The 12537-nt window shown below is 70.9% G+C and carries 14 protein-coding genes; 8 read left to right on the top strand and 6 right to left on the bottom strand.

Features of this window, described 5'->3' with window-relative positions:
* Positions 1–57 precede the first annotated feature (57 nt).
* Both ACZ5Z2_RS14695 and ACZ5Z2_RS14700 read left to right on the top strand, forming a co-directional pair.
* Positions 58–276, top strand: coding sequence for a hypothetical protein (locus ACZ5Z2_RS14695; RefSeq protein ID WP_464759346.1), 219 nt, complete (start codon positions 58–60; stop codon positions 274–276).
* Between the two features lie 26 nt (positions 277–302).
* Positions 303–2588 carry a DNA helicase II gene (locus ACZ5Z2_RS14700; RefSeq protein ID WP_464759347.1) on the top strand — a complete coding sequence of 762 codons (2286 nt, stop codon included), beginning with the start codon at positions 303–305 and terminating at the stop codon, positions 2586–2588.
* A gap of 3 nt (positions 2589–2591) precedes the next feature.
* Here the strand turns inward: ACZ5Z2_RS14700 and ACZ5Z2_RS14705 are convergent, their stop codons facing one another.
* The 5 genes from ACZ5Z2_RS14705 to ACZ5Z2_RS14725 all read right to left on the bottom strand — a co-directional run bounded on the left by ACZ5Z2_RS14705 (position 2592) and on the right by ACZ5Z2_RS14725 (position 7687).
* On the bottom strand, positions 2592–3611 hold the full coding sequence (locus ACZ5Z2_RS14705; RefSeq protein ID WP_464759348.1) for an alpha/beta fold hydrolase: 1020 nt from the start codon (positions 3609–3611) through the stop codon (positions 2592–2594).
* Positions 3612–3768: 157 nt separating this feature from the next.
* Entirely contained in the window at positions 3769–5022 is a 1254-nt protein-coding gene (locus ACZ5Z2_RS14710) for a heme biosynthesis HemY N-terminal domain-containing protein (protein ID WP_464759349.1), read from the bottom strand.
* Positions 5019–6122: a uroporphyrinogen-III C-methyltransferase gene (locus ACZ5Z2_RS14715; protein WP_464759350.1), complete on the bottom strand. Its 1104-nt coding sequence runs from the start codon at positions 6120–6122 to the stop codon at positions 5019–5021. The genes ACZ5Z2_RS14710 and ACZ5Z2_RS14715 overlap by 4 nt, the downstream gene beginning before the upstream one ends.
* 52 nt (positions 6123–6174) lie before the next feature.
* Entirely contained in the window at positions 6175–6930 is a 756-nt protein-coding gene (locus ACZ5Z2_RS14720) for a uroporphyrinogen-III synthase (RefSeq protein WP_464759351.1), read from the bottom strand.
* Between the two features lie 82 nt (positions 6931–7012).
* Positions 7013–7687 carry a PAS domain-containing protein gene (locus tag ACZ5Z2_RS14725; protein WP_464761720.1) on the bottom strand — a complete coding sequence of 225 codons (675 nt, stop codon included), beginning with the start codon at positions 7685–7687 and terminating at the stop codon, positions 7013–7015.
* Between the two features lie 152 nt (positions 7688–7839).
* Between ACZ5Z2_RS14725 and ACZ5Z2_RS14730 the strand changes: the two genes are divergently transcribed.
* Genes ACZ5Z2_RS14730 through ACZ5Z2_RS14740 form a run of 3 tightly spaced genes read left to right on the top strand, consistent with a single transcriptional unit; the run spans position 7840 to position 9261 of the window.
* Entirely contained in the window at positions 7840–8298 is a 459-nt protein-coding gene (locus ACZ5Z2_RS14730; RefSeq protein WP_464759352.1) for a YiiD C-terminal domain-containing protein, read from the top strand.
* 50 nt (positions 8299–8348) lie between these two features.
* The gene (locus tag ACZ5Z2_RS14735) at positions 8349–8756 is read left to right on the top strand and encodes a hypothetical protein (protein ID WP_464759353.1); all 408 of its coding nucleotides are present in this window, start codon (positions 8349–8351) and stop codon (positions 8754–8756) included.
* Positions 8757–8814: 58 nt separating this feature from the next.
* A complete protein-coding gene (locus tag ACZ5Z2_RS14740) occupies positions 8815–9261 on the top strand; it encodes a rhodanese-like domain-containing protein (protein ID WP_464759354.1) in 447 nt (148 codons plus the stop codon).
* 3 nt (positions 9262–9264) lie between these two features.
* On the opposite strand, the gene ACZ5Z2_RS14745 is transcribed toward ACZ5Z2_RS14740, so the two are convergent.
* Entirely contained in the window at positions 9265–10350 is a 1086-nt protein-coding gene (locus tag ACZ5Z2_RS14745; RefSeq protein WP_464759355.1) for a 2Fe-2S iron-sulfur cluster-binding protein, read from the bottom strand.
* 29 nt (positions 10351–10379) lie between these two features.
* Here ACZ5Z2_RS14745 and ACZ5Z2_RS14750 point away from each other — a divergent pair, with 29 nt between their 5' ends.
* From ACZ5Z2_RS14750 to ACZ5Z2_RS14760, 3 genes are all read left to right on the top strand, one after another.
* Positions 10380–10817 carry a hotdog fold thioesterase gene (locus ACZ5Z2_RS14750; RefSeq protein WP_464759356.1) on the top strand — a complete coding sequence of 146 codons (438 nt, stop codon included), beginning with the start codon at positions 10380–10382 and terminating at the stop codon, positions 10815–10817.
* 259 nt (positions 10818–11076) lie between these two features.
* The gene (locus tag ACZ5Z2_RS14755) at positions 11077–12024 is read left to right on the top strand and encodes a serine/threonine protein kinase (RefSeq protein WP_464759357.1); all 948 of its coding nucleotides are present in this window, start codon (positions 11077–11079) and stop codon (positions 12022–12024) included.
* A 72-nt stretch (positions 12025–12096) separates the two neighbouring features.
* Positions 12097–12531, top strand: coding sequence for a hypothetical protein (locus ACZ5Z2_RS14760; protein ID WP_464759358.1), 435 nt, complete (start codon positions 12097–12099; stop codon positions 12529–12531).
* Positions 12532–12537: the final 6 nt, after the last annotated feature.

Genomic DNA, 12537 nt, shown 5'->3' on the forward strand with positions numbered 1-12537 from the left:
CGAATCACACCCAGAGCCGGCATACTCTCTCCACCACCCACTGCACTGGAAGAACCCATGCGCCTCGCCCTGATCATCGTCGGCCTCGTCCTGCTCGTCGCGGGCCTGTGGGTGGTGTTCGGCCACGGCAGCTACCAGGCCAGCGACACCCTGTTCCAGCTCGGCTCGGCCAAGCTCACCGCCACGCACGACAAGGCCGTGCCGCAGTGGCTGGGCATCGCCGGCATCGTGGTGGGCGCCTTGCTGGTGCTGGGCGGCATCCTGCGCAAGGGCTGATCGCCGCAGCCGCTACAATGGGTGCGATGGATGTCTCGCACCTGATCGACTCGCTCAACGACGCGCAGCGCGAAGCCGTCTGCGCTCCGCCCGGCCACTACCTCGTCCTCGCCGGCGCCGGTTCCGGCAAGACCCGCGTGCTCACCCACCGCATCGGCTGGCTGATGCAGGTGGAGCGCGTGCCGCCGTGGGCGATCCTCGCCGTCACCTTCACCAACAAGGCCGCGGGCGAGATGCGCGCGCGGCTGGAATCGCTGATCCCCGGCGGCACGCAGGGCCTCACCGTGGGCACCTTCCACGGCATCGCCCATCGCCTGCTGCGCCGGCACTGGCGCGAGGCCGGCCTGCCGGAAGGCTTCCAGATCCTCGATGCCGACGACCAGCAGCGGCTGGTGAAGCGCGTGGTCGCCGGACTGGGGCTGGACGAGGCGCGCTTCCCGCCGCGCCAGGCCACCTGGACGATCAACGGCTGGAAGGACGAAGGCAAGCGTCCCGACGCCATCGAGCACCGCGACCATCCCGTCACCGCCACCCTGGTGCGCATCTACCAGGCCTACGAGGACGCCTGCCGCCGCGCGGGACTGGTGGATTTCGCCGAGCTGCTGCTGCGCGCGCACGAGCTGTGGCTGAAGAACCCCGCCGTGCTGGAGCACTACCAGAACCGCTGGCGGCACCTGCTGATCGACGAGTTCCAGGACACCAACGCGCTGCAGTACGCCTGGATCCGCGTGCTCGCCGGCCACGCGAGCAAGGTCTTCGCGGTGGGCGACGACGACCAGTCGATCTACGGTTGGCGCGGCGCGAAGGTGGAGAACATGCAGCAGTTCCTGCGCGACTTCCCCGGCGCGCGCACGATCAAGCTGGAACAGAACTACCGCTCCACCGCCACCATCCTCAAGGCCGCCAACCACGTGATCGCGCGCAACGGCGGCCGCCTCGGCAAGGAGCTGTGGACGGCCGGCGGCGAAGGCGAACGCATCGCGCTGTACGCCGCGTACAACGAGCAGGACGAGGCGCGCTTCGTGATCGAGCGCATCCGCGAATACGTCGCCGAGCACGGCAACGCGCGCGACTGCGCCATCCTCTACCGCTCCAACGCGCAGTCGCGCAACTTCGAGGAACAGCTCACCCAGCGCAACATCCCCTACCGCGTCTACGGCGGCCAGCGCTTCTTCGACCGCGCCGAGATCAAGGACGCACTGGCCTACCTGCGCCTCACCGCCAATCGCCACGACGACGCCTCGTTCGAGCGCGCCGTGAACACGCCGCCGCGCGGCATCGGCGACCGCACGCTGGACGTGCTGCGCCGCCGGGCGCGGCACGACACCACGTCGATGTGGGAGGCCGCGCTCGCCGAGCTTGCGGGCAGCGAACTGGCCGGGCGCGCAAAGAATGCAGTGAAAGGCTTCCTCGCGTTGATTGACGACATGGCCCGTACCTTTTCCCCCTCTCCCCTCCGGGGAGAGGGTCGGGGTGAGGGGCCGGACTTGCCGGAAGTCTCCGCTTCGGACGACCCCTCACCCAACCCTCTCCCCGAAGGGGAGAGGGCCTCAACGCTGCCCCTCGCCGAACGGATCGACCACGTGCTCACCCACACCGGCCTGCGCGACCACTACGAGAAGGACAGCCGCGGCAACGGCGAGGCGCGCATCGAGAACCTCGACGAGCTGGTCAACGTGGCCAGCCGCTTCGAGCGCACGCAGGAAGATATCGACGCCGGCCTCGACGAGCTGTCCGCCTTCCTCTCGCATGCCGCCCTGGAAGCCGGCGAAGGCCAGGGCGAGGCCTGGGACGACTGCGTGCAGCTGATGACGCTGCATTCGGCCAAGGGCCTGGAGTTCCCGCTGGTGTTCCTGGTCGGGCTGGAGGAAGGCCTGTTCCCCAGCCAGCGCTCCACCGAGGACGAAGGCCGGCTGGAAGAGGAACGCCGCCTCGCCTACGTGGGCATCACCCGCGCGCGCGAACGCCTGGTCGTCAGCTACGCCGAGTCGCGCCGCATGCACGGCACCGAGATGCTGGCGCGTCCGTCGCGCTTCCTCGCCGAGATTCCCGCTTCGCTGGTCGATGAAGTACGCCCCCGCGTGCAGGTGAGCCGGCCGCTCTACGCCGGTGCCGGCCGCCATGCCGAAAGCGCCTCGCTACAGGAAGACCTGCCGGTGAAGCTCGGCCAGCGCGTCAGCCACCCCAGCTTCGGCGAAGGCGTGGTGGTCAGCGCGGAAGGCAGCGGCCCGCACACCCGGCTGCAGGTGAATTTCGAGGACGCCGGCAGCAAGTGGCTGGTGGCGGCCTATGCCAACCTCACGCCGCTGTAATCCTCAGCCGCGGGCCGGCGCAAGCTCTTGCAGCACCTGCGCGACCGCATCGACCACGGCCCGAGGCTGATCCAGCTCGATGTCGTGGGAAGTGTCGGCCACCTTGCGCAGTTGGCCGCGCGTCGAAGTCGCCACGATGCGGTGCTGGGTCGCGGCGCGCGCCGCCTCCAGCCGCGTGCGCATGTCGGCGGGTGCATCGGCATAGGTTCCAGCGGCCTGCAGCACCACCAGCGGCAGGTCGCCATGCGACTCGCTCGCCGGCACCGGCGACGCGAACACCGGCACGTTCTGCGCCAGCTCCGAACGCATGGTGTGCCAGAACGCCGGGCGCAGCATGCGCGCGTGATCGACCGCGGCCACCGCCCTGCTCTGCCACGGCGCCGGTTCGCCGACGCACTGCGCCAGCGCGTGCGGTGGCCTGGCCAGCTCGCCACGCTCCGCTCCCCGTTCGCAATCCGCGATGAACGCATCGCGCTGCCGATCCAGCGTCGCATCGTCCTTCATCCACTGCGCCGACATGAAACGGCCGAGATCCTGCGCGGGCGGATCGACCAGCACCATCCCGGCGACATCGCCGGGATGCTCGCTGGCGTAGCGCCGCACGATGTTGCTGCCCAGTGAATGGCCGACCAGCACCAGCGGCGTGCGCAACCCGGCCGCATGGATCAGCGCGTGCAGGTCGGACACGTCGGCATCGATCCCTCTCGGCAGCGGGCCTTCGCCGCTGAAGCCGTAGCCTGCGCGGTCGTAGGAGCAGACGCGCACCGAAGCCGCCAGCATCGGCTGCACGCGGAACCAGCTCGCCGAATCGGCGTGCGCGCCGGACTCCAGCAGCACCGTGGTCGGCCCGCTGCCGCTGCAACGCAGATCAAGGCTGCGCCCCGGGCCGATCACGACCAATCGGCCCGGCCTGGCATAGCTGTCCGGTGTCTTCGCAGGCGCCGATGGCGCGGCCATGGCGGGGGCAACCATCAGCAGGCTCATGCAAGCCATGCCCAACAATCCAGCGTGCCGGCTTTCCATGCGCGTCTCCGGTGCGGTGTAGCTTGCTGGGACAGGACACCGGGACGGAAGTTCGCGGCCAGGGCCGGGAGGCGCCGGCACCATGCGGCCTTGCGTCACGCAACCAGCCGCGTCTGCGCTCGCGCACCGGCATCCCGGAGGAACTGAAGGATCGGGGTCAGCCGCGCAGCCGCGGCACGCCGTGCTCGTCGCGCTCCTCGATCGCGATGGCGCGGGTGTCGATCACGCCGGCCGTGTCCGAAGACTCGGGCTGCACGACTTCGCCGCGCGCCATGGCCAGCGCGTTGCGGTAGCAGCGTTGCGCCTGCGCGGCGTCGCCCTGGCCGGCCTGCGCGTCGCCCAGTGCTTCCCACGCGCCGCTGCTCGGTTCCAACGCCAGCGAGCGTTCGAGGTACTGGCGGGCCTTGCCCCACAGCCGGGAGCGCACGCAGATGCGGCCGGCGGCGAGCAGCAGCGCGGGATCGTTGGGATGATCGGACAGCCAGCCTTCGGCGCGGCCGAGGCGCGCGGCCAAGTCGCCGCCGGCGAGCACGCCGTAGGCTTCCACCAGTTCGGGCGACCATTCGCGGCGCAGCGCGGATTCGAGTTCGTCCATCGCCGGCAGCACCAGGCCGAAGCCGGCGGCGCGGCGTGCGTAGGCGTCGATGGCTGCGGTGGCGCGGCGCTGGGCCTTGGGCAGTTGCGACCACAGCGTATTGAGCGCGGCGCCGTCGGGCGCGGCGTTGATGGCGGCGGCCAGCACCCTGGCTTCCAGCGTGGCATAGCCGCGCGCGCCCAGCGCGCCGCTTTTCTGCAGCGGTTCCAGCGCGGCCAGCGCGCGGCGCGCATCGCCCACGGCCAGCGCGGAGAGTGCCAGCTCGCGCCAGCCGCCGGGCGGCAGCGCGGCTTTGTCGGCGTCGGGCGCGAGCAGGGCCACGGCCTCGGCCGCCTTGCCGTCGCGGCGCAGTATGCGTGCGCGCAACACGCGCGCGGCCTGCGGTGCGGCTTGCGAGGCTTCGGCGAGGATCTCCAGTCCGCGGCCGTGTTCGCCGCGCCGCGAAGCGGCTTCGGCGGAAGCCAGCAGCGCGGGGCCGCGCAACGCGCCCAGCCGAGACGCACGGTTCAGGTCGCGCTCGGCGTCGCCGTGGCGGCCTTCCATCAAGGCGATCAGGCCCTCGCCCAACCGCTTGCGGCTGAGCCGGCGATGCCGGCGCGACAACGCGCCGAACGGCCAGCGCAGCAAGCGCCATGCGGCAACAAGTGCACCCCACGCCACGAGCAGGATGACCACCGCGGCGACCACCGTGGTCTGCACGCGCCAGCCGCGCAGGCGCACCAGCACGTAGCCGGGATCGGCCGCCACCCAGTGCCAGCCGAACGCAGCCAGCGCGGCGGCGATCACCAGCAGCAGGATCCAGCGCCACAGGCTCATCGCGCCGCTCCCTTGGCCGGCGTGCTGGTCGCGGGCGCGGGGCTGTTCGACAACGCGTGTACCGCGCGCAGGCTGCGCAGTTCGGCCAGCGCGGCGCCCAGGCGCACAGACGTGTCGTTCGGCACGGCGTCGGCCAGTTGCTTCAAGGTGGCGCGCGCCTGCCGCACATCGTCGGTGCTGCCGTCGAACTGCCCGGCCAGCCCGGCATCGGCGCGGTGGAGGGCCGCAGCGTAAGCCTTGGGATCGTGTGCGAGCAGCGCGGCCTGCGCCTGCGCGAGATCCAGCGCCACCAGCTCGCGCGCAAAACGCGCATCGGCCACCGCCAGCGGCGCGCCGTCGTCGCGCTGCACGCTGATCACGCCGGCCAGCGCGTGCGCGATGCGCGACCATGCGCCGGACGACGCTGCGCTCGCCGGCGCGTCCAGCGGTTTCAGCGGCAGCGTGGGCACCGCGGCACGCAGCGCGGCGAGCTTGCCCAGCGCCTCGGCCTGGCTGGTCGGCTGGCTGGCAAGCAGGGCGAGGCGTTCGGCATCGACGTCCTGGCGCAGGCCGGCGAACGCGCCGTCGTTCACCGCGGCCAGCGTCTGCGCGGCGAGCGCGTAGGCGGACGCCGCGCCCTGTGCGTCGTGGAACAGCTCGTAGCGTTCCTTGGCCATGCGCAGCAGCGATTCGGTTTCATCGAGCAGGGTGGCGTCGTGCGCGGAAAGCGTGTTCTCGGAAAGCTTGCCCACCGCGTCTTCCAACTGGCGCAGGCGATCGCCTTGCGCCTGCTGCGCGGCCTGCAGCGTGCGGTCGAACTGGTCGGAGGCATCCAGCCGCTGGGACACGCTGGCATTGCCGCCCTTCAGGCCATCCAGCCTGTGCTCCAACGCATTCACTCGATTGAGCAAATCCATCGTGTTCAGCACAGCGGCATGGACGCCAGCCTTCTGCTGCCACTGACGCCAGCCCACGTAGAAGGCGGCGAGCAAGGCCAGCAAGGCCAGCAGCAGTGCCAGCGCGATGCTGCCGCCGCGCGGCGCGACATCGTGCGTGGCGGGTTTCGTGGCACGCGGCGTGGGCGCAGGCGTGGCGGACGGTGTGGGCTCGTGTTCGGTCATGCCCGGAATGCTATCAGGCAGGCACGGGCCGTTCGTTGCAAGCGTGTAAAGATCAGCGCCGTACCGATGCAGCGAGCAGGTCGGCCGCCAGCGCAGAGTCGGCCAGCACGATACGCGCGAAGCCCGCCTTGCGCGCCGCCTGCGCCAATCGCTCGCTGCTGGCCACGGCCACCGCGGTGCGCAGGCGCGCGCAGGCCGGCGCGGGCAGCCGATCCACCAGGTTGTGCAGCGCCTCGGCGCTGGAGAGCAGCACGCGCGCCGAGTGCGGCAGCGCCAACACGGCATCGACGTGCCGGCGATCCAGCCGTGGCGGCATGCGCCGGTACACGTGCAGCTCGCGCAATTGCGCGCCACGCGCGGCCAATTGCTCGCGCAGCAGGCCGCGGCCGCCGGCCGCGCCGATCAAGGCCACGCGCTTGCCGCGCAAGTCCCGCGTCGCCGGCAAGTCGAGCAACCCCTCGCTGTCCTGCCGCAACGGCGCCTGCGCGCGCACGCCGTGGCCGCGCAACGCCTGCGCCGTGCCCTGCCCCACCGCCAGCACCACGGCCTTGCTGCGCAAGGGCGCCAACGCGGCGGCGAAACGCACGGCGGCGGGGCTGGCGAACACCAGCAGGTCGTCCTTCAGGGCGGCGCGCATCTCCGTGCGCAGTCCTGGGGCATCGCTGGCGCGCAACGACAATCCCGGCAGCAGCAGCGGCTCGCCGCCGCACGCACGCACGCGCCGCGCCAGTGCGGCCGCCGTGCCGGCAGGCCGGGTGATCACCACCACGCGGCCATGCAACGACGGAATGTGCGGCTTGCGACCCATGCGGCGCCCGGCGGCCAGCCCGCATCGCGCGGGCAACAGGCCGCGAGTATAGCCGCGCGTTCCCGCGGGCCGGCCGGGCCGCTCAGTCGTGCAGGCCGCGGAACTCGCGCGGGGTCATGCCCACGGTGGCCTTGAACTGGCGCGCGAACGCGCTCTGGTCGGCGAAGCCGCAGGCCAGGCCGATGTCGGCCACGCTGCCGGCGCCGCGCAGCAGGCGCATCGCCGCCTCGATGCGCAGCTTGGTCAAGGCCTGTTGCGGGGTGAGCTGGAACACGCGGCGGAAGTGCCGCTCCAGTTGCGCCACCGACAGCTCGGCCAGCTTGGCCAGCGCGCCCACGCGCACGCCTTCGGCATAGTGCTTCTGCAGGTGCTCCATCGCGCGCGCCAGGCGCGGATAGGTAGGATGGCGGCCGTCGGGATGCGGCAGGTCGCGCGAGATGCCGAGCACGCCGCACACTTCGCCGCGCTGCCGGTACGGGTGCTTGCAGGTGAGGCACCAGCCCGACGCGCGATTCGGCAGCAGATGCACCTCCAACTGGTTGACGATGGCCTCGCCCGACAGCACGCGACTATCCTGCGCGGCGTAGGAATTGCCGAGCACGCTGGGGAACAGGTCGACGGCGCGGCGCCCGATCACGTCCTCGCGCCGCTTCAGCCGCAGCCGGCGCACCAGGGTGAGGTTGGCGTGCGTGTAGCGGCCGGAGCGATCCTTCACGAAGAACACGATGTCGGGCAGCGCGTCGAACAGCGTCTGCATGTCCTCGGCCGAGAGCTTCACGTCCACGACAGGTTCCGGCGGATGGCGGTGGAGGCGCGCGCCTGCACGGGCCTGCGGCGCAGTGGCCATTATGCTGGATTGCGCATCCCAGGGAGGCCGTGCGCGGCATGCGTCGCACTACAATCCGCCGCATGACAGCTTCCGCCGCCCACGACCTGACCCGCTTCATCCGCGACGAGATCCCGCTGGCGCGCGCGATGGATCTCGAACTGCTGGCCCACGACGGGGACAGGCTTGCGCTGCGCGCGCCGCTGGCGCCGAACGTCAACGACAAGGGCTGCGCGTTCGGCGGCAGCCTGGTGAGCCTGATGACGCTGACCGGCTGGGGCCTGGTCGAACTCGCGCTGCGCGCACGCGGCCACGATTGCGACGTGTTCGTGGGCGAATCCAGCGTGCGCTATCTACAGCCGGTGTGGGCGGATTTCCACGCCGAGGCGCGGCTCGCGGCAGAGGCGGACTGGGCCACCTTCTTCGACACCCTGCAGGCGCGCGGCAAGGCGCGCATCGAGGTGGCGTGCCACGTGCCCGGCGCGGACGGCAAGCCGGCCGCCACGCTGTCGGCCCGCTTCGTCGCCAAGCGCCGCGATTGATGCGGCGCGCCCGGCGCCGCAGAATGGACGGACTTCCGGGGAGGACACCCATGCGCCGCATCCTGCCATCGCTCGCCGCCGCCCTGCTGCTCGTCGGCTGCGCGCAGAACATCCGCAACGACAGCCTGGTTTCCACGCTCAACGCCTACGCCAACGCGGTGCGCTGGAACGGCCTGCAGAGCGCGCTGCAGTTCGTCGACCCCGAGGTGCTGAAGGCGCACCCGCCCACCGACTTCGACCTGCAGCGCTACCAGCAACTGCGCGTGAGCGACTACGACGACGGCACCGGCCCGGTGCCGCTGAGCGACAGCGAAGTGCAGCAGACGGTGAAGATCAGCGTCATCAACGTCCACACCCAGGTCGAGCGCAGCATCGTCGCGCGCCAGATCTGGCGCTACGACGACAAGGTCAAGCACTGGTGGCTGGAAAGCGGCCTGCCGGACATCGACCGCGACTGAACCCGTATAATCGGCGGTTTCACCGTACCGGCGCGGCCGTCGCGCCCGTGGAACCGACATGCACGATTTCCTGCACAAGCTGCCCCAGTTCATCGGCAACCATGCGGCGCTGGCCGCGCTGTTCGCGATCCTGCTGGTCGGCCTGATCGTGGCGCAGGTCGCCCTGCTGTTCGGCAAGGTGAAGGAGCTGACCCCAGGCGGCCTCACCCACCTGATCAACCGCGACAACCCGCTGCTGATCGACCTCTCGGCGATCGCCGACTTCGAGAAGATGCACGTGCCTGGCGCGCGCCACGTCTCGATGAGCCAGTTCGACCCCGAACACAAGGATCTGGCCAAGGCCAAGGAGCTGCCGGTGGTGGTGATGGACAAGGACGGCCGCGGCAACTCGGCCAAGGCCGCGCAGCGGCTGGTCAAGGCCGGTTTCCAGAAAGTCCACACCCTGGGCGGCGGCGTGCTGTCGTGGCATGCGGCGCAGTTGCCGGTGGCCAAGGGCAACAAGTAGCGGCTACGGATGGATGCCCGCCCGTGCCGCGATGATCTGCGCGAGCACGTCCGGCGCGTACTCGAACGAGTCGTAGTAGAGCCGCTCTTCCGGCAGGCCCGCCGCAGCGAAGCGGTGGCGCGCCACGTCGACCATCGCGGGCGGCCCGCTCATGTAGACATCGTGCGCCGAGAGGTCGGCGTGGTCGGCCAGCACCGCTTCGTGCGCCAGACCCATGCGCAGGCCCGAGGCCGGCCCCTCCTCCGACAGCACCGCGTGGAAGCGCAGTCGCCGCGCCTGCCGCTGCCATTGCCCGATCTGCGGCAGCAGGTACAGATCCGCCGCACGGCGCACGCCCCAGTACACCTCCATCGTGCGACGCGTGCCAAGCTCGATGAAGTGCTCGACGATGGCCTTCACCGGCGCGATGCCGGTGCCGCCGGCGACGAAGACCATCGGCCGCTCCGAATCCTCGCGCGCCACGAAGGTGCCCAGCGGCGCCTCGATGCGCATCGTATCGCCCACGGCCAGCGTGTTGGCCACCTGCGAGGTGAAGCCGCCGCCGGCCACGTGACGCACGTGCAGCTCGATGGCGCCGTCCGCCTGCGGCCCGTTGGCGATCGAGAACGAACGGCGCCGGCCTTCGTCCAGCAGCACGTCGAGGTATTGCCCCGGCAGCCATTGCAGGCGCGGCTCGCCGTCGGCGGGCTGCAGGTAGAGGCCGGTGACATCGGGCGCCAGCAGGCGCTTGCTGGCCACTTGCACGGCGAGCTGGCGGCGCGCGACATCCTCCACCGAAGCCACCTCGCGCGCTTCCAGCAGCAGGTCGCTGGCCGGCACCGCCTGGCACAGCAACACGGCGCGATGCGCGCGCTCGTCCGCGTCCAGCGCCAGCGGCGGGTTGCGCGGGTACTCGCAGCGACCGGCCAGCAAGGTGGCCTTGCAACTGCCGCAGACGCCCGCGCGGCACGAATACGGCAAGGCGATGCCGGCGCGCTGCGCGGCCTCCAGCACGGTTTCGCCCGCGGCCACGTCGAAGCGACGGCCGGTGCTTTTCAGGGTGACGGTGTACACGCGCGCATTGTCGCCGCGATGGCCTTGATCCGACAATGCGGTTTTTCCCGCAGGCAACCACGACCATGGGCATCTGGCAGCAGGACACCGACCTCGCGCGCGTCAACGCATGGAGCGCCAACACGCTGATGCAGGCGCTGGGCATCCGCATCACCGCCATCGGCGAGGACTGGCTGCGCGGCACCATGCCGGTGGACGCCCGCACCCACCAGCCCTACGGCCTGCTGCACGGCGGCGCCTCGGTGGCGCTGGCCGAGACGCTGGGCAGCACCGCCGCCATGCTCACGCTCGACCCGGCGCAATTCCGCGCGGTAGGGCTGGAGATCAACGCCAACCACGTGCGCGGCGTACGCGAAGGCACCGTCACCGGCACCGCGAAGGCGCTGCACCTCGGCCGCAGCACGCAAGTGTGGGAGATCCGCATCGAGGACGAGCGCGGGAAGCTGGTGTGCATGTCGCGCATCACCATGGCGGTGGTGCCGGCGGAAGCGGTGGCGCGATGAGGTGCCTTGCTCCCTCTCCCCTTCGGGGAGAGGGCCGGGGTGAGGGGCCGATCTTGCGATATCGCTATATCAAAGCCGCTTTCGATGGAGGTCATGGCAAGCACCCGCCCCTCACCTCAATCCTCTTCCTCGCTCCTCAGAGCAGGGCCATCCATTGCCCTTCCCCGCGTCCCGCAGGGGAGAGGAGGCGAGCGTGCCGAGCGGGTTCGCCTTCGCATGCGCCCGGGTCATGTGCATGTTTTCGGCCATGGAGCTTCGTATGATTGAGCCGGCGCCCTACGCCCATCTGACTCCCGACCTCGTACTCGACGCCGCGGGAGTCTGCGGCCTCTGGCCAGATGGCCGGCTCCTGGCGCTCAACAGCTACGAGAACCGCGTGTGGCAGGTGGGCATCGAGGACGCGGCGCCGGTGATCGCGAAGTTCTACCGCCCCGGTCGCTGGAGCGACGCGGCCATCCTCGAGGAACATGCCTTCGCGCAGGAACTGGCCGCCGACGAGGTGCCGATGGTGGCGCCGCTGGCGTTCGACGGCCGCAGCCTGCTGCACCACGGCGGCTTCCGCTACGCGCTGGCGCCACGGCACGGCGGTCGCGCGCCGGCGCTGGAATCGCGCGAACAACTGGAATGGCTGGGTCGCCTGCTCGCGCGCCTGCATGCGGTGGGCGCGCGGCGCCCGTTCGCGCACCGCGGCACGCTGGATCGCATCACGATGATCGCGCAGCCGATGCAGGCGGTGCTGGCCTCGAAGCTGCTGCCGGCACACCTGCACGGCCACTACCGCCAGGCGGCACAGCGGCTGGACACGGCCGTCGCCGCGCGCCTCGACGCCATCGGCCCGGTACGCAGCCTGCGCCTGCACGGCGACTGCCATCCCGGCAACATCCTGTGGACGGACGCCGGCCCGCACTTCGTCGACCTCGACGACGCGCGCATGGGCCCGGCGGTGCAAGACCTGTGGATGCTCGCCAGCGACGACGCGGCGATGCGCGCATTGCTGGACGGCTACACCCAGTTGCGCGACTTCGACCCTGCGGAACTCGCGCTGGTGCCCGCGCTGCGCGCGATGCGCCAGCTGCACTACGCCGGCTGGATCGCCCAGCGCTGGCACGATCCCGCCTTCCCCGCCGCATTCCCGTTCGCGGCCGAGGCGCGCTGGTGGGACGAGCACATCGCCGACCTGCACGAGCTGGCCGATGCGCTGGAATGACCGGCTCCGCCAGAGGCAGCGCGCTTTTTGCGCCGATAACCTAAGCTTCCCTTTTTCGAGCGAGACAACCGCGTGCGCACCATCCTGTTCCGCCTGATCGGCATCCTCGAAGTGGCCGGCGGCTGCTACGGCATGATTCTGATGCTCTACCGCCTGCTGCCGTTCCGCGCGGGCGACAGCGTGGTCGCGCTGATCGGGCTGGCGCTGTACGCCTTCGTGCTGGTGGCCGGCGTGCTGCTGCTGGAGAACGACGCGCGCGGCGTGCGCTGGTCGGGCTGGGCGCAGCTGCTGCAACTGCCCCTGATCGCCACGCCGTTGTTCACCTATGCGCTGTATTGCGGCGGCTACGTCAACGTGTTCGCCACGCTGCACCTGCCGCCGCACCTGGAGCTGTCATCGCACTTCGCCTGGCAGGGTTTCCGGTTCGCCGTCGGCGAGCGGGTCGCCGCGCACCTCGGCATCAACCTGCTGGCGCTGCTGTCGTGGCTGGTGCTGAAGCTGCGTTGATGGATT

It is taken from the genome of Rhodanobacter sp. G1 (assembly GCF_055397855.1).

Bases quoted from the DNA above. Each gene is read 5' to 3' on its own strand.
- ACZ5Z2_RS14695 (WP_464759346.1), top strand. From the start codon at position 58: ATGCGCCTCGCCCTGATCATCGTCGGCCTCGTCCTGCTCGTCGCGGGC.
- ACZ5Z2_RS14700 (WP_464759347.1), top strand. From the start codon at position 303: ATGGATGTCTCGCACCTGATCGACTCGCTCAACGACGCGCAGCGCGAA.
- ACZ5Z2_RS14705 (WP_464759348.1), bottom strand. From the start codon at position 3,611: ATGGAAAGCCGGCACGCTGGATTGTTGGGCATGGCTTGCATGAGCCTG.
- ACZ5Z2_RS14710 (WP_464759349.1), bottom strand. From the start codon at position 5,022: ATGAGCCTGTGGCGCTGGATCCTGCTGCTGGTGATCGCCGCCGCGCTG.
- ACZ5Z2_RS14715 (WP_464759350.1), bottom strand. From the start codon at position 6,122: ATGACCGAACACGAGCCCACACCGTCCGCCACGCCTGCGCCCACGCCG.
- ACZ5Z2_RS14720 (WP_464759351.1), bottom strand. From the start codon at position 6,930: ATGGGTCGCAAGCCGCACATTCCGTCGTTGCATGGCCGCGTGGTGGTG.
- ACZ5Z2_RS14725 (WP_464761720.1), bottom strand. From the start codon at position 7,687: ATGCAGACGCTGTTCGACGCGCTGCCCGACATCGTGTTCTTCGTGAAG.
- ACZ5Z2_RS14730 (WP_464759352.1), top strand. From the start codon at position 7,840: ATGACAGCTTCCGCCGCCCACGACCTGACCCGCTTCATCCGCGACGAG.
- ACZ5Z2_RS14735 (WP_464759353.1), top strand. From the start codon at position 8,349: ATGCGCCGCATCCTGCCATCGCTCGCCGCCGCCCTGCTGCTCGTCGGC.
- ACZ5Z2_RS14740 (WP_464759354.1), top strand. From the start codon at position 8,815: ATGCACGATTTCCTGCACAAGCTGCCCCAGTTCATCGGCAACCATGCG.
- ACZ5Z2_RS14750 (WP_464759356.1), top strand. From the start codon at position 10,380: ATGGGCATCTGGCAGCAGGACACCGACCTCGCGCGCGTCAACGCATGG.
- ACZ5Z2_RS14755 (WP_464759357.1), top strand. From the start codon at position 11,077: ATGATTGAGCCGGCGCCCTACGCCCATCTGACTCCCGACCTCGTACTC.